Origin of the sequence: Rothia endophytica (assembly GCF_039543885.1) — a bacterium.
GTDB lineage: Bacteria > Actinomycetota > Actinomycetes > Actinomycetales > Micrococcaceae > Rothia > Rothia endophytica.
Genome location: NZ_BAABKP010000006.1, coordinates 55,480 through 79,276 on the forward strand (window position 1 = coordinate 55,480; position 23,797 = coordinate 79,276).

Below are 23,797 nucleotides of genomic sequence, written 5' to 3' on the forward strand. Positions count from 1 at the left end.
TTTCACGCGCCTCGATCGGCATCTTTCACAACAGAAAAGGAAATCTCCGATGAGCAACATTCCTGCAGAACTCAAGTACACCAAAGAACACGAGTGGGTGAGCGCACTCACCGCTGATGGTACCGTGCGTATCGGTGTCACCGATCATGCTCAGGACGCCCTAGGCGACGTTGTCTACGTTGACTTACCCGAGGTGGGCGGAACCCTAGAGGCCGACGCTACCTTTGGCGAGATCGAATCCACCAAGAGTGTTTCTGATCTGTTCGCTCCTATTAACGGTGAAGTCGTTGCTGTTAACGAGGAGCTTGAAGCGGCACCCGAGACTGTGAACTCAGACCCCTATGGCGCGGGTTGGCTCATAGAGGTTCGCCCTGCTGACGCAGCCGATCTCGAAAACCTGATGTCTGCAGCTGATTACGAGGCTGAGACCGCCTAGTCAAGGGATATTTCTTCCCCGAGCCACCGCCAAAGGCGGTGGCTCTTTTCTTATCCAGGCGCTAATGGGCTTCCGTTTGTAAAAAACCTGCCCAGAAAGCGGTGTGAATGGGGCAATAATCAGGGGTTCTGGCTAAGATTAAACAAACGGTTCACTGTTTACCATTTTGTGACCTTTGAACCAGTCTGAAACCCCCTCGCTTCGCGTATGTTCCCATACCGAACAGAGATCTACTACATCAAGGACCCCAGCATGTCCCACCACGAAGCGCATCCTGCCACCACCACTATCCCGCTGTCCATTTCTGATATTGCCAGTTCACACAACCCCACTGATGAAGAGCTGTCGGTTATCGCTACTCTGCCCGGCGGTTCAGCCGTACTCATCGGCATTGATGGTCAGTTCAAAGGCGCACGTTTCTTGCTGACCGCCGATTCTGATGAAAGTGGCGCGGTAGAGCCCATTATTGCTGGCCGTAGCCCCGAATCTGATATTTACCTGGACGACGTTACGGTTTCACGCCGCCACGCTCTGTTTATTCCTAACGCAGGTAGCTTCATCCTGACTGACGCTGACTCACTGAACGGCACCTACGTCAACGGTGACCGAGTCGATGAGGCCTACCTTAAGAACGGCGATGAAGTGCACATCGGCAAGTTCCACTTTGCTTTCTACTTGGGCACGGGGCGGTAATGGCCGGCGAATCGGTTCAAACTGAGCCAGCTGATGGGCAGGTCAAGAATAAGACAATTGGCCAGGTTCTCGCTGCTCTTGAACCTGACTTTCCCGGTATCAGCGCCTCAAAAATCCGCTTCCTGGAAGACAAAGGCTTGGTCAGTCCCCAGCGCACCAATACCGGCTACCGCAAGTATTCGGCCCAGGACATCGAGCGACTACGCTACGTTCTAGAGCTGCAGCGCGATCAGTACCTCCCTCTCAAGGTGATTAGGGAGCGCTTGGCTGATCTGGACGCTGGCAAGGTGCAGTTTACTGACCCCGAGGTTGAAGTTGCAGAAGCTCAAACTACTGAGGCCGCTGCGCCTTCCCGAACTTTCACCCTGCGTGAGTTGGGGCAGGAGGCAGAGGTTGATATGCCGCTGCTTCGTGAGCTCATGAAGTATGGCCTACTCTTAGAGAATAAAGATGCCTACGATGAGTATGACCTGGCGGTTACTAAGGTCTGTAATCAGCTGACCGCTCACGGTCTGCACCCTCGCCACCTGCGGGCTTTTAGGGCTGCTGCTGATCGTGAGGTTGATCTGGTGGAAACCGCGGTGGGGCCGCTTGCCCTGCGTAAGGATGAGACCTCCCGTGCTCGAGCAGCTGAACTAGCGGGGGATATCGCTCAGCTCTTATTGCGCCTGCATATGGGTTTGGTTGCTGGCTCAATGCCTACGTACGAGTAGGTTACTGCCACTGAAGGAAGACTCCTTGGTCGCCTCTCTTGGGGGTGCCGTGGGCACAGTCTTGTTTGATGACGAGAACCACGTTAAAACGCCGTGCTGAGCTAGGGCGCTTTAAACCGGAAAATGCGTGTGCGCCGGGTAGGATAGGTACAGTTCAAATCGTTGTAGAGGAAGGAATCACTGTTATCGTGAAGCATCATGACCCAACAGTAGAGCATAGCGCGCTGCGAGGCGTACCTTCTTCTATGGACCAACCGCTGCTAGGGTTTGATGATGTGCTCCACCGCGCTTCTCCCGTAGGCCAGCAGGGTGTTCTCTTTGATGACCCCGTCTCATTGGTGGATGAAAACCTGGGTTACCGCGGGCCTACTGCTTGCAAGGCTGCCGGTATCACCTATCGTCAGTTGGACTACTGGGCACGCACCCAGCTGGTGGAACCTACCGTCCGGTCGGCTAAGGGCTCGGGCTCTCAGCGTCTTTATTCTTTTCGCGATGTTTTGGTGCTCAAGATTGTTAAGCGCCTACTAGACACCGGTGTTTCCCTTCAGCAGATTCGCACCTCGGTAGAGCACCTGCGCACTCGCGGGGTAGAGGATCTTGCCGGCATTACTCTGATGTCAGACGGTGCCAGCGTTTATGAGTGCACTTCAGCCTCGGAAGTTATTGACCTAGTCCAGGCAGGGCAGGGCGTTTTCGGTATTGCTATTGGCCGGGTCTGGCGTGAGCTTGAAATATCGCTTAGCGAGCTACCGGGTGAGAACACTGCCGTTGAAGAGGCCAGCACCGAGATTCATGATGAACTTTCCGCGCGGCGAGCCCGCAAGGCTGGCGCATAAACTTTTCTCAGCTTAAAAAGGTCGAGGGCCCCTCTATAAAAAGAGGGGCCCTCGGTGTTGGGTGGGCGCTGAGCCTATTCTGCCGTTATGGTTCATGCTTGCTGAGGGAAGAGGCCCTGCAGAAGGTGAGTAAAAGCGGACGCGAGTGGCTGGGCTTCTGCTTCAGGCCAGTAGTGCACCGGGTAGGCCGCCCCCTGAATTCTTTGCAGTATGGGGGCATCGGGCAGGGTGGTTGAAGCAACCAGGTCCCCAAAGAGGGTACGCATTTCTTCGGTGCGATAATCGTGCTCGGGGTCTGAGTCGCGCACCTTGTTGACCACAATAGAAGCTGAGTTCACTGCGTATTCGGTGTTGGCTTCAAACCTGGCAATCGCTCGAAGGGTGCGCTCTGAACCGGCAACGGAAAAGAGCGAGGGTTCAGCTACTGAAATAACTCTATCGCTGGCAGCCCATGCCATTTCGGTGAGCCGACCTAGGGTGGGTGGGCAGTCGATGAGGATCAGGTCAAAGCTATCGCTGACGCCCCCTAGCAGGTTGCTGAGCAGGGGGAGCGTTACCTGAGAATCGAGGGATTCCAGTGCTGTTGAGCGGGCGGAACCTCGAATAACCCACACTCCGGCGTCCAAACCAGTGCTCGAGGCGTTACCCAGACTGCCCAGTGAAACCCAGCTAGAGGCTACCAGCTCATCATCGATCCCGGTCTCTCTGGGCTCCAGCAGTAACGAAGCGATATCGCGGCCCTGCTGGCTGCTCACGCCAAGGCCGGTAGAGGCATCACCGTGGGGATCAAGATCAATCACCAGCACCCTAAAACCAGAAGCCTGAGCTGCAGATGCTAGCCCCAGGGTGACGGATGTTTTACCCACCCCGCCCTTGAGGCTACTGATACTGACTATGCTTGCCAAATTGGTGTCTGCCTCTCACAAATGGTTATTAGGTCTTAGCTCTATGCTACCTAATAACCGCATCCTGCCTGAGGACAAGAGCAAAGCTGATGGTCAGACCACAGATGTGTTCTATATTTAAGCATGTTATCAGTTTCACAATAAACAGTTTCATTACGCCCAACATGACCAAAAATGAGACAAAACTCGGGTAGAGCTTGCTCTGAGCTATATATTTGAGGTGTTCACACACACAGTCGTGGCTAAAGTTCCGCTGGGACCCCAGGCAACGGAACGGAACGGAAAAATATGTTTTCAAAAGTTTTGGTCGCAAACCGCGGCGAAATCGCAATCCGCGCCTACCGTGCGGCTTACGAGCTCGGCGCTAAGACCGTTGGCGTCTTCCCCTACGAAGACCGCCACTCCATTCACCGCCAGCAGGCAGATGAAGCCTACCCCATTGGCGAAGAAGGGCATCCCGTTCGGGCTTACCTGGATATTGATGAGATAATTCGTGTTGCCAAAGATGCCGGCGCGGATGCTATCTACCCCGGTTACGGTTTTCTCTCGGAGAACCCGGATTTAGCTCGTGCCGCTGCCGCTAACGGCATTACCTTTATCGGCCCGCCCCCGGAGGTGCTGGAACTTGCCGGCAATAAGGTTGAAGCACTCAGGGCTGCTCGCCGCGCCGGCATCCCGGTCCTGAAGTCAACCGAGCCCAGCGCTGATGTTGAAAAGCTACTAGTTGAAGCTGAAGAAATTGGCTTCCCCATCTTCGTCAAGGCTGTCGCTGGTGGTGGTGGCCGCGGTATGCGCCGCGTAGAAAAGCGTGAAGACTTGCGGGCTTCCATGGAAGCCGCTATGCGCGAGGCTGAAACTGCCTTCGGTGACCCCACCGTCTTCCTTGAGCAGGCTGTGTTGCGCCCTCGCCATATTGAGGTTCAGATCCTGGCTGATGGCGAAGGCAATATCGTGCACCTCTTCGAGCGTGACTGCTCCCTGCAGCGCCGCCACCAGAAGGTCGTTGAGATTGCACCTGCGCCTAACCTGGACGATGAGATCCGACAGGCCCTCTTCCGCGACGCGGTAAAATTTGCTAAGGAGCTGGGCTATGTCAACGCTGGCACCGTGGAGTTCCTGGTGGACACCGCCGGTGAGCGCGCTGGCCAGCACGTCTTTATTGAGATGAACCCCCGTATTCAGGTGGAGCACACCGTGACTGAAGAAGTCACCGACGTTGACCTGGTGCAGTCCCAGATGCGTATCGCAGCGGGAGAAACCCTCGAAGATTTGAACATCCACCAGGATGAGCTACGCGTCCGCGGCTTTGCACTGCAGTCTCGCATCACCACCGAGGACCCCGCCAACGGCTTCCGCCCGGACGTGGGCAAGGTGACCTACTACCGCTCAGCAGGTGGCTCCGGCATCCGTCTAGACGGCGGTACCATCTACACCGGTGCTGAAATCTCACCCCACTTCGACTCTATGCTGGTGAAGCTCACCTGCCGCGGGCGTACCTTTGAGGCAGCCGTCCAGCGAGCCTCCCGTGCACTGGCAGAGTTCCGTATTCGCGGTATCTCCACCAACATTCCCTTCATCCAGGCAGTGTTGCAGGACCCCACCTTCCGTGCCGGCGATGTCTCCACCCCCTTCATTGATGAGCACCCTGAGTTGTTGATCAAGAAGCCCTCGGCTGACCGCGGCACCAAGGCTCTACAGTACCTGGCCAACATCACGATTAATAAGCCCCACGGTGAGCGTATTGAGGGTATCGACCCCCGTAAAAAGCTGCCCCGTTTCCCCGGCGATAAAGTTGAAGAGCCCTTCCGCTCACCCTTTGACGCCTCTGATCACCAGCCCCCTGCAGGCTGGCGTCAGAAGCTTCTAGAGCTGGGCCCTGAGGGCTTTGCCAAGGCTGTTCGTGACACCCAGGAAGTGCTGGTGACCGATACCACCTTCCGCGATGCCCACCAGTCCCTGCTGGCAACCCGTGTGCGTACCCGCGACCTGCTGGCAGCGGCACCCGCGGTAGCCCACACCATCCCGCAGCTCTTCTCGGTTGAAGCCTGGGGCGGTGCAACCTATGACGTTGCTCTGCGCTTCCTCTCAGAGGACCCCTGGGAGCGCCTGGCTCACCTGCGTGAGGCTATGCCCAACCTGCCCATCCAGATGCTGCTGCGCGGCCGCAATACAGTGGGCTACACCCCGTACCCCACCGAGGTCACCGACGCTTTCGTCAAGGAAGCAGCAGAAACCGGCGTCGATATTTTCCGCATCTTTGACTCGCTCAATGATGTCTCACAGATGACCCCGGCGATTAAGGCTGTGCGTGCTACCGGCACCGCGGTGGCTGAAGTAGCTATCTGCTACACCGGTGACATGCTCTCACCCGATGAGAAGACCTACACCCTGGATTACTACCTCGACCTTGCTGACCAGGTAGTTGAAGCAGGTGCCCACATCCTTGCTATCAAGGACATGGCCGGTCTTCTGCGTCCTGAAGCAGCCCGCCGCCTGGTGACCGCCCTGCGTGAGCGTTTTGACCTGCCGGTTCACCTGCACACCCATGACACCGCCGGTGGCCAGGTGGGCACGCTGCTCGCAGCGGTTGAAGCCGGTGTGGACGTCGTGGACGTGGCAAGTGCCTCCATGGCTGGTACCACCTCCCAGCCCTCTTTCTCAGCTCTCGTTGGTGCACTTCAGTACACCGACCGTGACACCGGTATTTCGCTGGAAGCAGCCTGCGCTCTGGAACCCTACTGGGAAGCCTTGCGCGCTATCTACAAGCCCTTCGAGATGGGTCTGAGCTCACCAACCGGACGTGTATACACCCATGAGATTCCCGGCGGGCAGCTCTCTAACCTGCGTGCCCAGGCAACTGCACTGGGGCTGGGGGAGCGCTTCGAAGATATCGAAGATATGTACGCTGCCGCTGACCGCATGCTGGGTCATATCGTCAAGGTAACCCCCTCATCCAAGGTAGTGGGCGACCTTGCCCTGCAACTGGTAGGTATGGGCGTCTCACCCGAGGACTTTGAGAAGGACCCACAGAAGTTCGATGTGCCTGACTCGGTCATCGGCTTCTTGAACGGCGAGCTGGGCACTCCGCCCGCAGGCTGGCCTGAGCCCTTCCGTACCCGCGCCCTGGAAGGTCGCAAGCTGTCCAAGCCTTCGGTCAACGAGCTTTCAGCTGAAGACCTGGCGGCTCTTGAGGGTGACTCTGAAAGCCGCCGGTCAACCCTTAACCGTCTGCTCTTCCCAGCTCCCACCCGCGAGTTTGAGAAGAGCCGTGAGGAGTTCGGCGATGTGTCTATTCTGCACACCCGCGACTTCCTGTACGGCATGATGCTCAAGCGTGAGCACGTGATTTCGCTGGGCAAGGGCGTTCGTCTGATTGCTACCCTGCAAGCGATTTCTGAGGCTGACGAAAAGGGGATGCGCGAGGTGATGTGCACCCTCAACGGCCAGCAGCGCACCGTCAAAGTGCGTGATAACTCGATTGAATCTAACGTTAAGGAAGCCGAGAAAGCGGATGCGTCAAACTCCGGCCATATCGCAGCACCCTTCGCCGGTGGCGTCACCATCACCGCTAAGCCAGGGGATAAGATTGCTGTGGGCGACCAGGTTGCAACCATTGAGGCGATGAAGATGGAAGCGTCTATCACCTCACCGGTAGCTGGCACCGTTGAGCGCATTGTCTACAACGATGTAGCCCAGGTAGCTGGCGGTGACCTGTTGATCGTGGTCAACGTCAAGTAACACCGGCCCTTTGCCAAAGCCCTGCTCCTACCTTCTGATGAAGGTAGGAGCAGGGCTTTTGCTTTAGGTTCCCGTTTCCCGTGTTCCGAGGACCCACGCCAGGAAGCTGCGATTACCGTGAGGCGGGGGAAGGAAAGGTAGGGTAGTGGCTATGAACCCTACACATTTGATGATTATTGGTTTTGGCGCCCTGCTAATTATTGTGGCAGCCGTATTGCCGCAAGCCGGCTGGAACATCTACGTCATTGGCCTGGGTGTACTGCACGTACTGGTCGGCAACATATTGGTCTTCCGGCAGATGAAGCGTAACTTTGACCAGAACATGGCTGATGCTGACGCCCGCCTAGCAGAACGTAAAGAACAGCTCTAGCCTGCAGCTGACGAAGCTACCATGGTAGAGGGAGCCGGGAATGAAAGCTGCCTCCTGCGCGTTATCTGATACGAACGTCCAGACGCAGGTAAAGCCACTGAAAGGGCACTATGACCGCGGTAAAAGAATACGATCTCATTATTATTGGCTCGGGCTCAGGTAATTCGCTGATCAACGAGGACTGGGACGGCAAAAAGGTCGCCATGATTGACGGCGGGCGCTTTGGTGGAACCTGCCTTAACTTTGGCTGCATCCCCACCAAGATGTATGTGTACCCTGCCTCAGTGATTGCCCGAGCGAAGGACGCCACCAAACTCGGTATCGAGGTTGAGCACAAGAACACTGCCTGGCGGCAAATACGCGACCGTATCTTCTCCCGCATTGACGCTATCAGCGAGGGCGGTTTGGACTGGCGCAAGCGTCAACCCTCCGTCGATGTCTACGAGGAGTACGCCCGCTTTACCGATTCCCACACCCTGATGACCGATAGCGGCGTGCTGCTGACCGCTCCCCAGATTGTAGTCGCCACCGGCTCACGGGTGACCCTGCCCCAGGTGCCAGGTATTAATCTGCCCCAGGTTCATACGTCCGACACCGTGATGCGCATTGATGAGCTACCGGACCGTGTCGTGGTGATTGGCGGCGGGTTTATCGCAGCCGAGTTCGCTCACGTCTTTAGCGGTCTGGGTGCTCAAGTAACTCAGGCTGTACGTTCGGACCGTGTGCTGCGCGCCCATGATGACACCATTGCAGAACGGTTTGCACAGGAGGCCCCCAACCACTGGGACCTGCGACTGAACCACGGCTTACAAAGCATCGAGGAGACCGGGAACGGCGCGGTGACGGTTACCTTTGACCGCCGAGGGCAGCGTGTCGAAGTGGAAGCTGACCTGGTTCTGGTGGCCACCGGCCGCACCCCCAACTCTGATACCGTCAATGCGGCCCCTTTCTTTGATATGGATGACCGCGGCCTGATTACCGTAGACCAGCACCAACGGGTGCTCTCGGGCGGCAGCCCCGTCAAGGGTGTCTGGGCGCTGGGCGATGTAGCGTCACCCTACCAGCTCAAGCACGTGGCGAATGCCGAGATGCGTACGGTCCAGCACAACCTGTTAAACCCAGATCACTTGAAATCTACCGACCACCGCTACGTCCCGTCGGCCGTTTTCACCCACCCCCAGATCGCCACCGTAGGGCTAACCGAAACCCAGGCTCGCCAGCAGGCTGAGTTTGAAGGGTTTGAGATCACCGTCAAGGTGCAGAACATGGGAGATGTCGCCTACGGCTGGGCGATGGATGACGCTGTGGGGCTCTGCAAGATCATCGCCCGCAAGTACACCGGCGAAATCTTGGGCGCTCACCTGATCGGTGAGGATTCCGCGAACCTGATTCAGCCCCTGATTCAGGCCATGAGTTTTGGGCTAAGCGCCCAGGACATGGCGCGCGGTCAATACTGGATTCACCCCGCACTTACTGAGGTCGTTGAAAACGCCCTCCTCGGTTTGGAACTCGACTAAAACCGATCACACCTAACACGGCCCCACTAGCCCACATCCGTTGAGGCTAGTGGGGCCGTGTTTAATGTTCTATAACCTTCTGTTTACTAGGTTGCTCCCTAATCGTCACCTTGCTTTGACATAGTCAGTGAGGCTGTTCCCACCAGCCACATCCCACACACTGTTTGAAGGAAGAACGCCTTGTCTGAAAAAACTTTGCTGCCCAACCCCACCCGTCGTTTCCTACCCATGTGGAATCATGTCAAGGGCAAACGTTCAGCTGTCACCTGCGCCCTCAAATGCAACAATGCCTGCCTTGAGCCGGATGCCAACTGCTCAAATAACAGCTACTTCAAAGACATTCTTGAGAGCACCATCTCGCGCCGAGCCGCCCTAGGCGTCACCGCTGGCGCCGCTATTGTCATCGGCACGGAGGGTCTATCTCCCCAGTCTGCTGAAGCCGCTTCTCAGAACCCCAACTCCTGGGGGCGCGGTACCTCCGGTGCCCATTTCAACTTTAAGCCCATCGCCCCCGTCTCCTCAGACGTCGATGAGTTCACCGTGCCCAAGGGTTTCAAGTGGGAACCCGTTATCCGCTGGGGTGACCCACTTTTCTCTCACGCACCCGCTTTTGACCCCTACCACCAAACCGAAGAGGCCCAAGCCTTACAGTTTGGCTACAACAACGACTATCTGGCCATTATCCCTGATACTCACAACCCCCTTCATGGTGTTCTGGTCTGCAACCACGAGTACATCAACGAACAAGCTATGTACCCGGCTGATCTTTTCTCGGTTGATCCTTACGCCATCGCCCGCATTTCCATGATGGCGCAGGGTCTGTCTGTGGTTGAATTGACCCGCAAGAAGGTAGGCTCACCCTGGACCTACGTGGTGGACGGCGCTCGCAACCGCCGCATCACCACCGACACCCCCTTCACCCTGGTTGGTCCCGCTGCCGGTTCTGACCTGCTCAAAACGGTGGATGACCCCACCGGTACCGTTGTCTTGGGCACCAACAATAACTGCTCCGGCGGCTACACCCCCTGGGGTACCGTACTGTCAGGTGAAGAGAATTTCGATAGCTACTTCGTGGGCCAGAACACCGAGCGTTTCAAGCGCTACACCATCAAGAACCAGCGCTCACCTCACGGTTGGGAAGAGGTTGACCCCCGCTTCAATACCAACAATCCCGGTTACGAAAATGAAGCTCACCGCTTTGGTTACATCGTTGAGCTAGACCCGCAGAATCCCACGGCGGCTCCCCGCAAGCACACTGCCCTGGGCCGCTTCAAGCACGAGGGCGCCAACATCCACGTTGACCCCGTCACCGGCCGCGTCGCAGCCTACATGGGTGATGACGCTCGGTTTGAGTATATCTACAAGTTCGTCTCCCGCGACCGCTACATCGAGGGCAATAAGGCGCACAACATGACCCTGCTAGAAAACGGTTCACTCTATGTGGCTGTTTTCACCGGTAATTCAGAAGCAGAGATTGACGGTAACGGCACGGTTCCCGCTGATGGTAACTATGACGGGGCAGGGCGCTGGGTGCAGCTTACCGACGGTAACCGCTCACTGGTGCCCGGCATGAGTATCGAAGAGGTTCTGGTCTTCACCCGCCAGGCAGCTGACCTCATGGGCGCCACCAAGATGGACCGCCCCGAGGACGTGGAGCCTTCTCCCATCACCGGTAAAATCTATGCAGCTCTCACTAACAACAACCAGCGCGGGGTATCTGGCTCGGCAGCAGCTGACGAAGCTAACCCCCGCAACAATAACCGTTCAGGCCACGTCATTGAAATGATTGAAGACGGCAACGATGTGGAAGCCACCAGCTTCACCTGGAACCTCTTGCTCCTCTGCGGTGACCCCCAGGGCGATGAGCCGGTCTACTTCTCGGGCTTTGACCCCGCTAAGGTTTCTCCGATTTCCTGCCCCGATAACGTTGCCTTTGATTCCAAGGGCAACCTCTGGATTTCAACCGATGGGGCACCTGACAAAATCCAGAAGAACGACGGCCTTTTCCGCGTCGGTCTGGACGGCACCAACCGCGGTAACGTGGAGCAGTTTCTATCAGTGCCAATTGAGGCTGAAACCTGCGGTCCTGTTATCGCTGACCACGAAAATATGGTCTACGTGGCGGTTCAGCACCCCGGTGAGGACGGCAGCTTTGATCAGCCGCACTCCTACTTCCCGGACTACGTGCCCAGCGGCAACCGAGGCAAGAAGAGCACCGTGGCTCGTCACCACGGCACGGTAGCTCTGCCCCGGCCCTCCATTGTTCAGGTCTACAAGCACGGCTAAGTCGACGAGTTCCACATAGCGAAGAGCTCTCTCTAGCTCAGCAGTAGCTAGGCAGCCCTGAAACCTTCCTGGAGCCACCGATGGGCCCCACTCACGAGAGTGGGGCCCATCGGTAGTTTGGGTCAGTTAAGGTTGCTCTAAAGGACGCTACTGGGAGGTTTCCCCGTCGCTCCCCGGCTTTAGTTCGTTATCTGGAGCCTCCGCTGGGTTCTGGGGATCCAGAGCATTTTCATCGGTCTTCGGGCCACGGGCTTGCTGCAGTTTATCGGCCAGCTCGTGTAGCTTCTGCCCCTGGGACTCGGTGAACTCCTGGATCTTCTGCCCCTGGTCTGCCTTGAACTCATCCCATTTCTCGCTCTGCTCAGCACGCAACTCCTGCATGCGTTCAGCGGTCTGTGAGGCGGTTTCGGTGACAGTGCTCTTGGTGCGGTTATAGATGTCCTCCACATAGGAGCTGAAATCAGCCAAAATCTGCTTGCGGCGTACCTTCATGGAAGGTGTCAGATGACCTTCTGCTTCGGTGAAGTCCTTGTCGATAATGCGGAATTCACGGATCGATTCAGCCTTAGAAACCAAAGCGTTGGCTTCATCAATGAACTTTTGGATGGACTCGCGAACGCGGGGGTGGATGGATGCTTCTTTGGGGGTCAGCGTTCGCGGCAGACCAATACGTTCTAGCTCATCGGGCAGCACATCAGGGTCAAGAGTGATAAGAGCCGCGATGAAGGGTTTTTCGTCGCCGACCAGCATGGCCTGTGATACGAAAGGTGCCAGCCTTAGCCTGTCCTCGGCTGGGACCGGCATGACGTTCTTGCCACCGGCAGTCACAATAATTTCCTTCTTACGCCCGGTGATGGTGATCTTACCGTCCTGTGAAATTTGAGCAAGATCGCCGGTGCGGAACCAGCCGTCCTCGGTAAAGGCGAGGGCGTTTTCCTCAGGGTTATCCAGATAGCCAGAAATCAGGCCGACGCCTTTGAATTCCAGTTCTCCATCATCTGCCAGGCGTGCCGAACCACCGGGAATGAGGGTACCCACGTTACCCACCTCGAAATCTCGGATTCGTCCTACAGCCAAAGGGGCGGTGGTCTCGGTGAGACCGTAGCCCTCCACTACTTCAATGCCAACAGCATGGTAAAAATGGCCGTAGTGAGGTGCTAGCCGGCTGCCGCCTGATACGGCAAACCTAACTTTTCCTCCCATGGCAGCGCGCAGTTTGGAGTAAACCAGCTTGTCGTAGAAGCGGTGTTGTAGCGCCAGCTTTTTAGTCATTTCACCGGCAATTTTTGCCTGGGACCACTTAACGGCTACATCAACTGAACGGTGGAAGAGCTTAGCGTTGACCGTTCCGCCCTTCTCAGCCTTCTTGACCGCGCCCTCATAGACCTTCTCAAAAACACGCGGGACCACCAGCAACATGGTGGGCTGGAAGGACGCCAAATCAGTGGAAAGGTTCTTAATATCAGGCGCATGGCCTACCACCATGCCCGCATCAAAAGCGAGCACCTGGATAATACGGCCCAGTACGTGTGCTAGCGGCAGGAAGAGGAGAGTCGAATTGGTCTCGTTAGCGATTTCAGGAATGGTGGCTTTGCAATTGGCACTTAGCCGAACAAAGTTACCGTGGGTGATAGGGCAGGCTTTGGGGCGCCCCGTCGTGCCTGAGGTGTAGACAATTGTGGCAATGTCTTCACAGCTAGCGGTGGAACGGCGTTGCTCAATTTCATCATCGCTAATCGAAGCTCCCTGACGTACCAGATCAGCAATGGCTTGACGGTCGATGACCCACACATGGCTCAGCGCTGAGAGCTCAAGCTCTTCATCGGTGAGGTTCCTGGCCTGGTCAATAACCCCTGCAAGTTTATCGCTTTCGACAAACACTGCCTTTGCCTTCGAGTGCGACAGCGCCCATGCGGCCTGTGCCGGTGAAGACGTTTCATAGACGGGAACCACCACAGCGCCGGCATACCAGCAGGCGAAGTCAATCAGCGTCCACTCATAGCGGGTACGGCTCATAATGCCCACGACATCCCCTTCACCGATGCCTGCAGCAACTAGGCCTTTGGCAAGCTCAAGGATCTGTGCCCTGAACTGCTGGGCAGTGACATTCACCCAGTTACCCGTAGACTTCTGTACGCGGTAGACCACGGGGTTGCGGGTGTCTTGGGCACGCCGCTCAACCATATCGGTGAGGTTAACCGAAGGGTCAATCACAACAGCTGGAGGTGAGTGAATTTCTTTCACAATGGAGCCCTGCCTTAAAACATAGCACCCGCAACTGCGGGCTGAGGTTGTGCCCGAGCGTTGCCCGGGGTGTGAGTAGGATGATACTTCAATAAATTTTACCTTTACCAGCAAGGAGCTGATGAACTCATTACGCGTGCCGACAGCTGAAAATAGCTGGCTCTCAATAGATGAGCAACAGTCTTAGAATAGACAGCAAATACAACTGACCCCTTCGAGGAAACTCCATGTACAACCAGCTACATACCGTGCTCAAACCCCTGCTGACCAAGCTCTACCATCACGAGGTAGTGGGAGCTCATAACATCCCTGCTGATTCCGGGGCCATTCTAGCCAGTAATCACGTCTCCTTCATCGACTCCATTTTCCTTCCGCTGGCTGCACCTCGTCAGGTTTTCTTTCTCGCTAAAAACGACTACTTCACCACCCCCGGCCTCAAAGGTCGTATGATGAAGTGGTTCTTTACGGAAGTGGGTCAGCTACCCATGGACCGAACCGGAGGAGCAGCGTCCACCGCGTCCTTGCAGCGCGCTATCGATGCGCTGAAGGAGGGCAAACTGGTGGGAATCTACCCCGAAGGCACTCGAAGCCCTGATGCCCGTCTCTACCGCGCCAAGGTGGGTGTTGCGCGGCTTGCCATCGCAGCAGGCGTACCCATTGTTCCCGTTGCCCAGTTCGGTAACGAAGAGGTGCAGGCGCCAGGTTCCAATAAATTGCGCCTCAAAAATACTAAAGGTCAGCCCATTCGTATCAAGACCATCATCGGTGAACCCATCGATACCTCTACATACTTAGGCAAGGAAGACGACTGGGCGGCCGCTAGGGAGCTGGCAGACATCGTCATGCAGCGTATCAGCGAAATGACCGGGCGAGCCATCGTGCCGGTGTATGCAGGTGATGTTAAGAAACTGATGGAAAGCCAGGGACTGACGGCCCTTCAAGCGTCAGATCAGCTAGTGAGCCGGCAACAGCCCGGGGAATAGTCCTCTTGGGATGAACGCAACATGTCCTACATAACGGACGATTCTTGGTTCGCACCTCAGACCGCCTAAACTTAGAGACACCCTTATATCCGCGGGCAGACGCCCTCTCAGCTGACAAGGAGCGCACCGTGACCCTACCCGGCGCTGTACCCACCACCAACGACTTCCCAGAGCTCGAAGAGTGGCGCTCACTCACTATTCATCAGCACCCGCAGTGGGCTGAGCACAAAGACTTTACTTCCGTAATAAATGAACTCAGTGCTGTTCCACCGCTCGTCTTCGCTGGTGAAGTGGATCAGATGCGCTCTGACCTAGCTCGTGTGGCTAACGGTGAAGCCTTCTTGTTGCAGGGTGGTGACTGCGCTGAAACTTTCGCTGGTGCCACTGCAGATAAGATTTCTGGGCGCGTCAAAACTCTGCTGCAGATGGCTGTAGTTCTTACCTACGGTGCTTCTATGCCGGTCGTCAAGATGGGGCGTATGGCTGGCCAGTTCTCCAAGCCACGTTCATCCAACGATGAGACGCGTGAGGGCATCACCCTGCCGTCTTTCCGCGGCGAAATGGTGAACGGGTTTGACTTCGATGAGAACTCGCGCATCCATGACCCCAACCGTATGCTCACTGGCTACCACACCAGCGCCTCAACCCTGAATCTGATTAGGGCTTTCACCAAGGGTGGCTTTGCCGATTTGCGTTCGGTGAACTCCTGGAACAAAGGCTTTACAGCTAACCCGGCTCACGCTCGCTACGAATCGTTGGCTGCTGAAATCGACCGTGCCATCAAATTCATGGAAGCCTGCGGCGCTGACTTTGCACCCTTCAAAGACACCGATGTGTACACCGGGCACGAGGCCCTGCTTCTTGACTTTGAGCGTGCACTGACCCGCATTGACTCCCGCACCTACCAGCCCTACGACACCTCCGCCCACTTCTTGTGGATCGGTGAACGCACCCGCGGCCTGGAGGATGCCCACGTCAACTTCCTCTCCAAGGTGCGCAACCCCATCGGTGTGAAGCTTGGCCCCACCACCACCGCTGATGACGCCTTGGCGCTGATTGACAAGCTTGACCCCAACCGCGAACCCGGCCGTCTGACCTTCATCACCCGCATGGGTGCGGATAAGATTCGCGAGAACCTGCCCGCTATCGTTGAGGGAGTTCAGCGCGAAGGGGCCAAGGTGGTGTGGGTAGCCGATCCCATGCACGGCAACACCATCTCTGTTCCTTCAGGCTTCAAAACCCGCCGCTACGACGACGTCATCGACGAGATCCGCGGCTTCTTTGAGGTGCACGAGGCACTGGGAACCTTCCCCGGCGGCATCCACGTCGAAATGACCGGTGATGACGTTGCAGAGTGCTTGGGCGGCTCTGACCCCATCGAGGAATCTTCCTTCGCTGACCGCTACGAAACTCTCTGTGACCCGCGCCTGAACCACCAGCAGTCCCTGGAAATTGCGTTCCAGGTCGCAGAGTACCTGGCTAAACGCTAGTATCCAAGTGCTAGTAAAGAAGGCCTGCTAGCCACCAGCCGGCAAAACCAGCCACTGTAAACCCCACCAGCCCGGTGACCATGATGATAATGAGTGCAATCGGGCTGAGTGGGGTTCTCCATGGGGTCTGCGCACGGCGCCGTTCAGCTTCATTGATAATTGGCGGCTGCACCCGCGAAGCGTCCGAGTGCTGGTGCTGAGGTTGCGGTGCAGGGTGTCTGCGCGGGTTATAGCTACCACTGATAGGGCTAAAACCCTCTCGCTGCTGCTGAGCCCTCTCTTCTGCCTCCTTCTCTGCTCGCGCTCGTGCAGCAGAAAAAGTCGTCGTGGCATCAGGGTCTTGAGCAACGTCCCAGAAGAGAGTCTCATCAGGGGAGTGAGAGGCGTCATCATACTCAGTTGCCTCACCGGCAGCTTGGCTTTGAGTCAGTGGCCCCACGCCTGAGATCCGGGTGGGCTTATAGACCTGGCTTTCTTCCTGAGCAGCAGCTATTACCCCCTGTTCATGATCTGAAAGATGGCCCTCGATATCGTCATGGAGCAAATCATCGGCGTTACCAAAACCTGTAATAGGGGTTGACCTGTAGGCCTTGGTCATTCCCGATTTCTCGGCTATATCGGTGACGTCCTGCCACAGCTCGGTGATGGGAGGTTCTACCAGCTCGGCGCGGTAGCTTCTCTCGGCTGCACCCATGCGGGCGGAAATATCGCGCAGGGCGCGGAAGAGCTCCGCGGCGTCCTGAGGGCGGTCTTTAACAGCTCTGCGGGTGCACCAGCTCACCACCCCCGTAATATCTGAACTAATACCCGGCGCTATCACCGAGACTGAAGGAATCTCAGAATTAATGTTGTGATAGAGAACCTGCTGATCGTTGCCCAGACCGGGGAAGGGGAGTCTGCCGGTCAGCATACGGTACATCATGACTCCCACCGCGAAAATATCGGCAGGAGCACCCACAGCAGCCACCGGGTCCATAATCTCGGGAGCAACATAGGCTGGGGTACCCATGAGCTCACCGGTCCACTGCTGGTCGGTGCGCCGTGTCAGCCCAAAGTCTGATAACTTGATGCCCCTGTTGCTATCTTCAAGAAGTACGTTGGCAGGTTTGATATCACGGTGGATCAGGCGGTGTGCGTGAACTTCTGACAGCCCTTCAACGGTAGGCATCATAATCTCAAGCATCTCACCTACGCTCAGCACAGGGCGCAGGGTGAGTAGTTGGGCGAGGGTGCAGCCGTGCACATACTCTAAGACCAGGAACATGATCTCTTGACCGTGGACCTGCTGGGTGCCGTCCTGAACCACCCCCACCACGTGCTCATGGTGAATCTTGCCGAGGGCATTACCCTCTCTAAAGAATTTTTGCCGCTGTGCAGTGTCGGAGGATAGGTGTGGCAGCAGTACCTTAACGGCTACCGGGTTGTTGGACCATAAATCTACCGCATGGTAAACCTCAGCCATCCCGCCGCGGGCAATGAGCTGGCCGACTTCATATCGACCGGCAAAGACGGTGCCGGTCAACCAGGGGGCACTGTTAGAGTTCTCAGATATCACCCACTCATTTTACGGGTGAATTCTGGGTACTGGCGGGGAATCTGGATCAGAGCTGTCTCGCTTTGTGCGCAGCTTTGGTGCAAAATGGAGGGGTGAGTGAAGAAAAGACAACACCTGAAGTAATGGCTCTCGTGGGGGACTGGCTAACCATCCCCGATATCGCCGAGATGCTCGATCTTAAAGTGACCCGAGTGCACACCCTGATTTCTGAGCGCAGCCTCCTCGCTGTGCGCGACCCGGAAACCAGCGTACGTAAGGTTCCTGCCCTGTTCATGCGAGAGAACAGCGTGCTTGAGTCCCTCAAGGGCACCCTGACTGTCCTTGATGATTCTGGCTTCACCGATGAAGAAGCCATCGTCTGGCTTTACACCGAGGACGATTCGTTGCCCGGTCGCCCCATCGACGCTCTGATTAATGGACGCAAAACCGAAATTAGACGCCGCGCATCAGCCCTCGCCTGGTAAATAGATCACATCCCGCTTGCACGAACGTGCAAGCGGGATTCTTAATGGCTGGGCTACCTTAGGCTGAGCGCTTCAGCGCTTTAGCAGCGATGGCCTCCAGGGCTGTTCGCACATGCTCACTGACCTGCAAGGTCGCCAGTGCCCCCAACGCCTGTTGGCTTTTTTCTTCAATCAGTTGTTCCACGGCGTCCAGAGCGCCAGAAACTCGGATAAGCTCCTGTAGCCGGGCTATATCTGTGAGCGTCAGCTGCTGATTGCCCAAAGAGGATTCTAAAAAATCGTGGTCAGCACTGTTGGCTAGCATGGCTGTGTAAGCGGTGAGAACCGTGCGCTTACCCTCTCGAAGATCATCGCCAGCGGGCTTACCCGTCACTTCAGGTTCCCCGAACACTCCCAACTCATCATCACGCATCTGGAATCCTTCACCCAGTGGCAAGGCGAAGGTTCGGTAATGGTCAATCAGGGGGGAGGGCTCTCCGTGGGCGGTACCTAAACCAAGGGCGCCGCCTAAGGCCAGGGGCTGCTCACAGGTGTACTTAGCAGCCTTATAGCGGATGACATTGAGAGCGCGCTCCAGCGCCACCTGCGGGCTCTCAACATGAACCACTTCACTCACAATATCCAGGTACTGCCCTGCCATAACTTCAGTGCGCATCAGGTTAAAAATATGGCGAGCCTCAGAATGAGCGCCGGCCTGGGGGATAGATGAGAAGGCCATCTCAGACCAAGAAAGACACATATCCCCGGTTAGGATAGCGCTTGAGACGCCGTAAGCTTCAGGTGATGTTTTAAAGCCCTGTTGCCGGTGCATAGACTCAAATTGCCGGTGGACACTGGGAGCACCGCGGCGCGTATCGGAAGCATCAATGATGTCATCGTGAATAAGGGCAGCTGACTGGAAGAGCTCAATGGCCAGACCCGCCTTGATAATGATGGGGTCATCAGCTTGCCCGCCGGCACCTCGGAAGCCCCAGTAAGCGAGGAGCGCTCGCAGTCTTTTGCCGCCGGTCGATAGCTTCTTAATGGCGTCAAGAATGGGCAGAGTCTCTGCCGAAACCTCAGCCATTAGCTCACCCTGTTCGTCAAAGAACAATTGCATTTCGGCTTCAAGAGCCTCAAGATAGGCGCGCTGTTCTTGCTCAATGGTGGATAGGGAGGTGTGGGTGGTCATTACAATCCCTTGCTTTGGAATACGGGGTTTGACACCCAGTTTATTAGATAGCGCACCAACCTCCTACCGCATAGCGGAAGGGCGCCAGTGAGAAGAAATGTAAGAGGTTTACAGGGGTGAAGGAGATGTGATTGAATAGAATATATATTCGAATGAAGTGAGGGGAGTTAGTGGCAGTACACCATCGTGGCGATACCACCGCACGCCCCCCTCACCCCATCATCATGCATCTTGATATGGATGCCTTTTTCGTCAACGTCGAGCTTCTGAGTAGACCGGAATTGCGGGGACAGAAAATCATTGTGGCTCACGATTCCCCGCGGTCGGTCGTGCTTTCGGCTTCCTATGAGGCAAGACGCTACGGGGTAGGCTCAGCCATGCCTCTGGCGCGAGCTAAACAGATGTGCCCCGGCGCCACCATTGTTGAGCCGTCAGCCCACTACAGGGACTACTCAGCCAGGGTCATGGATATTCTGCGGGACATCACAGACCGTGTGGAGCAGGTGAGTGTTGATGAAGCCTTTGTTGATTTGACCGGCGCCGTCCGCACGCAGGGGAGCCCTGCCTTCATTGCGCAAAAAGCCAGGGATCGAATAGCTGGGGAACTTAACTTACCCAGCTCAGTGGGTATTTCTTCCAGTAAATTTATTGCCAAGATGGCGTCAACCGGTAGCAAGCCTAACGGTCTCTGGGTGGTTCCACCGTCCAGGGTGCAAGAGTTCTTAGATCCCCTCCCCGTGGGCAATCTATGGGGCGTGGGCAAGAAAAGTGAAGCGGCACTGGAGAGTCTTGGCATTCACACCGTACAGCAACTCAGGGAATACGAACTTCCCTGGTTGCAGTTAAAATTTGGCCAATCGGCAGGGGCACATCTGCACGCCATGGCACGTGGCGTGGACCCCCGCCCGGTGGTGACACACCGGGAAGAAAAATCCATGGGCGCTGAGCACACCTTCTCCGTCGATGTCACCGAGTCTGAACATATCTCTCAAGCGGTCTATCACCTATGCCTTAAAGTGGCTCGCAGACTGCGAACGGCTCACCGGCAAACCCGCACCCTCAGTTTGAAAATCAGGTTCTCTGATTTTGAAACCCTGGCACGAGCCTGCCCGCTCGACGCCCCAACGTCTTCCGGCAAAGCGATGTACGAGGCGGTGATGAAGCAGCTTCACCAACTAGATTTCCTTGATCCAGCAGGTGACGCACCCAGGGCATTTAGGCTCTTAGGAGTCCGTGCCGAGAAATTAGAAGATAGCGGTGCGGGAGTGCAACTTGCGCTCCTTGAAACAAGCCTCACGCAGTCGGTGCCTGAAGCAAGTGCACACTGGCTTGAAGCTGAAGAAACTATGGATCGGATTCATGCTAAGTTTGGCTCTAGGGGGCTATTGCCTGCCCGCTTGTTGCACCCACCCCCAGAGCAATGACCGTCGGTTACGTAACTTAGCCTGTTTCCTAGTGTCTACTCAGGCTCACCCGCTAAAATAAAGTCACACTCAGCAAATCCGGTATTGACCTTATGCTTCTTGCATACTTGGTTTAACGGCTAGTTGCCCGCAAACAAGGAGACCCTCATGGCGCTTTCAGAACGTGAACAGGAACTGCTTTCTCAGCTTGAGAAGCAACTCAGCGATGACCCCGCTTTCACCTCATCAATTCCTGTTGAATCTGAGCCGCAGGTCTTTAGGGCTGGTTCGCAGGTTTCCTCGCCTCGGAACCTAGCCTTGGGTGCTCTCATTGCGGTAATCGGGCTAGGGGTCATCATTGCAGGTGTGGCGACCAAACTCATTATTGTTGGGGTACTAGGTTTTCTGATGGCCGCTGGTGGGGTTTATTTCGCAACGCTCAAACCAAAGACACCTGCTGCCGCTGGACAGAAAAGCCCTTCGTCACAGAAATCTCCTAAGAGCGGTTTTATGCAAAACCTTGAAAATAAATGGGATGAACGCCAGGAAGGGCCCCGTATCTAAAAAGGGGCGGGAAATAGCAGCTGACGCCTGTTCGTGAGCAATTTTTCTCAGCGGTGGCGATCTAACTTAGGTTAGATCGCCACCGCTCTTTTACGTCTTCCTTGTGAAAACTCTCAAAATGCTCACGAAATTGCCCTTTTAGGCATATGTGTGGAGTGGAGTGGAGTAAAGTGGAGGGAATAGAACAACATGAGTGTAGTTTCGTGTGGGCTGTAGTAACTGAACTCGGCAAGTAAAGGTGGTGGTGTATGTGTTTCTTGGGACGCACACGCCGCGCTTGGACGTTAAGGGCAGGGTCATTTTGCCGGCGAAATTCCGTGAACAGCTTGAGCCGGGTGTCATTTTGACTCGTGGGCAAGAACGTTGCATCTATGTTTTTACCGTTGCTGAATTTGAGCGTATTCATGAGCAATTACGCAGCGCACCGCTGTCCTCTAAGCAGGCCAGGGATTATATTCGTGTCTTTCTTTCCGGCGCTTCTGATGAAGCGCTGGACAAGCAAGGCCGCGTTACAATCCCTCAGAATCTTAGAGAGTACGCGGGTTTGAATCGCGAGCTGACCGTTATCGGCGCAGGATCGCGAGCTGAAATTTGGGATTCAGCTGCCTGGGCAGCATACCTAGAAGCACAGGAACAGTCCTTCTCGGAAACAGATGATGACCTGCTACCTGGCATTTTGCTGTAGCAAAAAAACTATGAACCTAGAAACAGCTAAGGAGTGAGACAGTGACCGAGGCGCATTACCCTCAGACTGGCAAAGACGCCAAGGACAGGCACGTACCGGTCATGCTGGACCGATGCCTTGATTTGTTGGCGCCGGCTATTTCTCGCCCTCAGGCTGTGGTGATTGATGGAACCCTGGGTATGGGGGGCCACTCTGAAGCTATGTTAGATCGCTTCCCCGACCTGACCCTCATCGGTATTGACCGTGATTTGATGGCACATCAGCTGGCAGGCGAGCGCCTCCAGCGTTTTGGTGACCGTTTTATCCCGGTCCACGCTGTCTATGATGAGATCCCTCGGGCGATGGCAGAAGCCGGTGTGACCGAGGTAGACGGCGTTTTGTTTGACCTAGGGGTGTCCTCCATGCAATTGGACGAGCGTGAAAGAGGCTTCGCCTACTCTTACGATGCCCCCCTTGATATGCGTATGGACAGCACAGAAGAACTCACTGCGGCTGCTGTAGTTAACGAGTACGAAGAATTTGAGCTTCGCCGCATCATTCGCCAGTGGGGTGAAGAAAAATTCGCTTCTCGCATTGCGCAGAAAATTGTGGCCGCGCGAGTAACTAAGCCCTTTGAGACGACCGGTGAACTGGTCAAAGTGATACAGCAGGCTGTTCCTGTGGCTGCCCAGCGTAAGGGTGGGCACCCGGCTAAACGCACCTTTCAGGCTCTGCGTATCGAGGTAAACCATGAGCTGGATGCCCTCGAACGGGCTATTCCCGAAGCTATTTTGGCCCTCAACCTGGGCGGGCGGTGTGTGGCTATGAGCTACCACAGCCTCGAAGATAAAATCGTTAAGAGAGCCTTTACCGCAAGAGCCACCTCAAGTGCTCCTAAGGGTTTCCCGGTAGAACTTGAAGAGCATAAGCCGGAGCTCAAAATTATTACTCGCGGTGCTGAACCACCTACAGAGAGCGAAATTGAAGAGAACTCGCGTGCAGCTTCTGCCAAGCTACGTGCAGTTGAGAAAATTAAAGTGACAAAGGCACCCCGATGAGCGCCGAACCCAGATTCCCCACCACAGCAGACGATGCTAGGGCTAGCAGACCACACCTGTCCGTCGTCCCTGATCAGCGACCTGAGCCAGGCAAAGAACAGCGCAGGCCGCTTTCGCGTGCCCTGGCTACCCGTAGCCAGTCCAACCGATGGAGGGTTTTTCTGGGCTTGGGAGCTATGCTCTTAGCTTTGCTGATTGTATTGGGGTTGAGCATCACCATGGCCTCTCGCCAGTATGACCTCGTTGAATTGCGTGCTACCGAGCAGGCTCTTTCACAGCAGAATGAAGCCTTAGCTCAAGAAATTGAGTTTCATCAGGCACCCCAGGACCTGGCCATTCGCGCAAGTCAGCTGGGCATGGTTACTTCACCTAGCAGAGCAACTATTAACCTTTCAACCGGTGAGATTTCCGGTGTTCCTATGGCTGCACAGGAGCCTTCAGAGGCAACCGATAACCTTATTGCACCTCCGGCACTTGCTGACACGCAGGCTTACGAAGAAGCCAGTATTCGTGCTGAGGAAGAGCGTAAAAAGAAGGAAGCAGAAGCTAAGGAAGCAGAAGCTAAGGAAGCAGAAGCTAAGGAGGCTGAAGCTAAGGCTTCAGCGAGTGCCACGGCTAGCGCCTCTGCAGCTCCTACATCATCGGCTCAGCCAACACAGGCACCCGCCGACCGCTAAGAAGGTAAGGCACTTTTTTGCCTTAAGTCT

20 protein-coding genes are annotated in these 23,797 nt (G+C 55.9%); 16 read left to right on the forward strand and 4 right to left on the reverse strand.

Annotated elements, in window-relative coordinates:
* The first annotated feature begins 49 nt into the window (after positions 1–49).
* From gcvH to ABD982_RS10240, 4 genes are all read left to right on the forward strand, one after another.
* Entirely contained in the window at positions 50–436 is a 387-nt protein-coding gene (gene gcvH, locus ABD982_RS10225; protein ID WP_251379763.1) for a glycine cleavage system protein GcvH, read from the forward strand.
* 252 nt (positions 437–688) lie between these two features.
* On the forward strand, positions 689–1,129 hold the full coding sequence (locus ABD982_RS10230) for an FHA domain-containing protein (protein WP_237202477.1): 441 nt from the start codon (positions 689–691) through the stop codon (positions 1,127–1,129).
* A complete protein-coding gene (gene ftsR / locus ABD982_RS10235; RefSeq protein WP_345447216.1) occupies positions 1,129–1,842 on the forward strand; it encodes a transcriptional regulator FtsR in 714 nt (237 codons plus the stop codon). Before ABD982_RS10230 ends, ftsR begins: the two co-directional genes overlap by 1 nt.
* A 245-nt stretch (positions 1,843–2,087) precedes the next feature.
* Complete coding sequence (locus tag ABD982_RS10240; RefSeq protein WP_345447219.1) at positions 2,088–2,678, forward strand: MerR family transcriptional regulator; 591 nt, start codon at positions 2,088–2,090, stop codon at positions 2,676–2,678.
* A 92-nt stretch (positions 2,679–2,770) separates the two neighbouring features.
* Here ABD982_RS10240 and ABD982_RS10245 read toward each other — a convergent pair whose 3' ends face one another.
* Positions 2,771–3,583, reverse strand: coding sequence for a ParA family protein (locus ABD982_RS10245; RefSeq protein WP_251379767.1), 813 nt, complete (start codon positions 3,581–3,583; stop codon positions 2,771–2,773).
* A 288-nt stretch (positions 3,584–3,871) separates the two neighbouring features.
* On the opposite strand from ABD982_RS10245, the gene ABD982_RS10250 reads away from it, so the two are divergent.
* The 4 genes from ABD982_RS10250 (at position 3,872) to ABD982_RS10265 (ending at position 11,494) form a co-directional block, all read left to right on the forward strand.
* Complete coding sequence (locus ABD982_RS10250; protein ID WP_345447222.1) at positions 3,872–7,321, forward strand: pyruvate carboxylase; 3,450 nt, start codon at positions 3,872–3,874, stop codon at positions 7,319–7,321.
* 151 nt (positions 7,322–7,472) lie between these two features.
* Positions 7,473–7,691 carry a hypothetical protein gene (locus ABD982_RS10255; RefSeq protein WP_251379769.1) on the forward strand — a complete coding sequence of 73 codons (219 nt, stop codon included), beginning with the start codon at positions 7,473–7,475 and terminating at the stop codon, positions 7,689–7,691.
* A gap of 110 nt (positions 7,692–7,801) precedes the next feature.
* A complete protein-coding gene (locus tag ABD982_RS10260) occupies positions 7,802–9,208 on the forward strand; it encodes a mycothione reductase (protein ID WP_345447224.1) in 1,407 nt (468 codons plus the stop codon).
* A gap of 180 nt (positions 9,209–9,388) precedes the next feature.
* The gene (locus tag ABD982_RS10265) at positions 9,389–11,494 is read left to right on the forward strand and encodes a PhoX family protein (RefSeq protein ID WP_345447227.1); all 2,106 of its coding nucleotides are present in this window, start codon (positions 9,389–9,391) and stop codon (positions 11,492–11,494) included.
* 147 nt (positions 11,495–11,641) lie between these two features.
* Here the strand turns inward: ABD982_RS10265 and ABD982_RS10270 are convergent, their stop codons facing one another.
* Entirely contained in the window at positions 11,642–13,738 is a 2,097-nt protein-coding gene (locus ABD982_RS10270) for an AMP-dependent synthetase/ligase (protein WP_345447230.1), read from the reverse strand.
* Positions 13,739–13,965: 227 nt separating this feature from the next.
* On the opposite strand from ABD982_RS10270, the gene ABD982_RS10275 reads away from it, so the two are divergent.
* Together ABD982_RS10275 and ABD982_RS10280 are read left to right on the forward strand one after the other, a co-directional pair.
* A complete protein-coding gene (locus ABD982_RS10275) occupies positions 13,966–14,721 on the forward strand; it encodes a lysophospholipid acyltransferase family protein (RefSeq protein ID WP_345447233.1) in 756 nt (251 codons plus the stop codon).
* Between the two features lie 128 nt (positions 14,722–14,849).
* On the forward strand, positions 14,850–16,211 hold the full coding sequence (locus tag ABD982_RS10280; RefSeq protein WP_251379774.1) for a class II 3-deoxy-7-phosphoheptulonate synthase: 1,362 nt from the start codon (positions 14,850–14,852) through the stop codon (positions 16,209–16,211).
* Positions 16,212–16,221: 10 nt separating this feature from the next.
* On the opposite strand, the gene ABD982_RS10285 is transcribed toward ABD982_RS10280, so the two are convergent.
* The gene (locus ABD982_RS10285) at positions 16,222–17,766 is read right to left on the reverse strand and encodes a serine/threonine protein kinase (protein WP_345447235.1); all 1,545 of its coding nucleotides are present in this window, start codon (positions 17,764–17,766) and stop codon (positions 16,222–16,224) included.
* 122 nt (positions 17,767–17,888) lie between these two features.
* Here ABD982_RS10285 and ABD982_RS10290 point away from each other — a divergent pair, with 122 nt between their 5' ends.
* Entirely contained in the window at positions 17,889–18,230 is a 342-nt protein-coding gene (locus ABD982_RS10290; RefSeq protein ID WP_345447296.1) for an Rv2175c family DNA-binding protein, read from the forward strand.
* Positions 18,231–18,288: 58 nt separating this feature from the next.
* On the opposite strand, the gene ABD982_RS10295 is transcribed toward ABD982_RS10290, so the two are convergent.
* Positions 18,289–19,401 carry a polyprenyl synthetase family protein gene (locus ABD982_RS10295; protein WP_345447237.1) on the reverse strand — a complete coding sequence of 371 codons (1,113 nt, stop codon included), beginning with the start codon at positions 19,399–19,401 and terminating at the stop codon, positions 18,289–18,291.
* Positions 19,402–19,571: 170 nt separating this feature from the next.
* Here ABD982_RS10295 and dinB point away from each other — a divergent pair, with 170 nt between their 5' ends.
* The 5 genes from dinB (at position 19,572) to ftsL (ending at position 23,767) form a co-directional block, all read left to right on the forward strand.
* Positions 19,572–20,825, forward strand: a complete 1,254-nt coding sequence (gene dinB / locus ABD982_RS10300; RefSeq protein WP_345447239.1) for a DNA polymerase IV — start codon at positions 19,572–19,574, stop codon at positions 20,823–20,825.
* A gap of 147 nt (positions 20,826–20,972) precedes the next feature.
* On the forward strand, positions 20,973–21,368 hold the full coding sequence (locus ABD982_RS10305; RefSeq protein ID WP_345447242.1) for a DUF3040 domain-containing protein: 396 nt from the start codon (positions 20,973–20,975) through the stop codon (positions 21,366–21,368).
* A gap of 250 nt (positions 21,369–21,618) precedes the next feature.
* Positions 21,619–22,053: a division/cell wall cluster transcriptional repressor MraZ gene (gene mraZ, locus ABD982_RS10310; protein ID WP_345447299.1), complete on the forward strand. Its 435-nt coding sequence runs from the start codon at positions 21,619–21,621 to the stop codon at positions 22,051–22,053.
* Positions 22,054–22,094: 41 nt separating this feature from the next.
* Positions 22,095–23,090, forward strand: a complete 996-nt coding sequence (rsmH, locus tag ABD982_RS10315) for a 16S rRNA (cytosine(1402)-N(4))-methyltransferase RsmH (RefSeq protein ID WP_345447245.1) — start codon at positions 22,095–22,097, stop codon at positions 23,088–23,090.
* Positions 23,087–23,767, forward strand: coding sequence for a cell division protein FtsL (ftsL, locus tag ABD982_RS10320; RefSeq protein ID WP_345447247.1), 681 nt, complete (start codon positions 23,087–23,089; stop codon positions 23,765–23,767). The genes rsmH and ftsL overlap by 4 nt, the downstream gene beginning before the upstream one ends.
* Positions 23,768–23,797 lie beyond the last annotated feature (30 nt).

Excerpts from the sequence above, each read along its gene's own strand:
- gcvH (WP_251379763.1), top strand. The coding sequence starts at position 50 with ATGAGCAACATTCCTGCAGAACTCAAGTACACCAAAGAACACGAGTGG.
- ABD982_RS10230 (WP_237202477.1), top strand. The coding sequence starts at position 689 with ATGTCCCACCACGAAGCGCATCCTGCCACCACCACTATCCCGCTGTCC.
- ftsR (WP_345447216.1), top strand. The coding sequence starts at position 1,129 with ATGGCCGGCGAATCGGTTCAAACTGAGCCAGCTGATGGGCAGGTCAAG.
- ABD982_RS10240 (WP_345447219.1), top strand. The coding sequence starts at position 2,088 with ATGGACCAACCGCTGCTAGGGTTTGATGATGTGCTCCACCGCGCTTCT.
- ABD982_RS10250 (WP_345447222.1), top strand. The coding sequence starts at position 3,872 with ATGTTTTCAAAAGTTTTGGTCGCAAACCGCGGCGAAATCGCAATCCGC.
- ABD982_RS10255 (WP_251379769.1), top strand. The coding sequence starts at position 7,473 with ATGAACCCTACACATTTGATGATTATTGGTTTTGGCGCCCTGCTAATT.
- ABD982_RS10260 (WP_345447224.1), top strand. The coding sequence starts at position 7,802 with ATGACCGCGGTAAAAGAATACGATCTCATTATTATTGGCTCGGGCTCA.
- ABD982_RS10275 (WP_345447233.1), top strand. The coding sequence starts at position 13,966 with ATGTACAACCAGCTACATACCGTGCTCAAACCCCTGCTGACCAAGCTC.
- ABD982_RS10290 (WP_345447296.1), top strand. The coding sequence starts at position 17,889 with ATGGCTCTCGTGGGGGACTGGCTAACCATCCCCGATATCGCCGAGATG.
- ABD982_RS10295 (WP_345447237.1), bottom strand. The coding sequence starts at position 19,401 with ATGACCACCCACACCTCCCTATCCACCATTGAGCAAGAACAGCGCGCC.
- ABD982_RS10305 (WP_345447242.1), top strand. The coding sequence starts at position 20,973 with ATGGCGCTTTCAGAACGTGAACAGGAACTGCTTTCTCAGCTTGAGAAG.
- ftsL (WP_345447247.1), top strand. The coding sequence starts at position 23,087 with ATGAGCGCCGAACCCAGATTCCCCACCACAGCAGACGATGCTAGGGCT.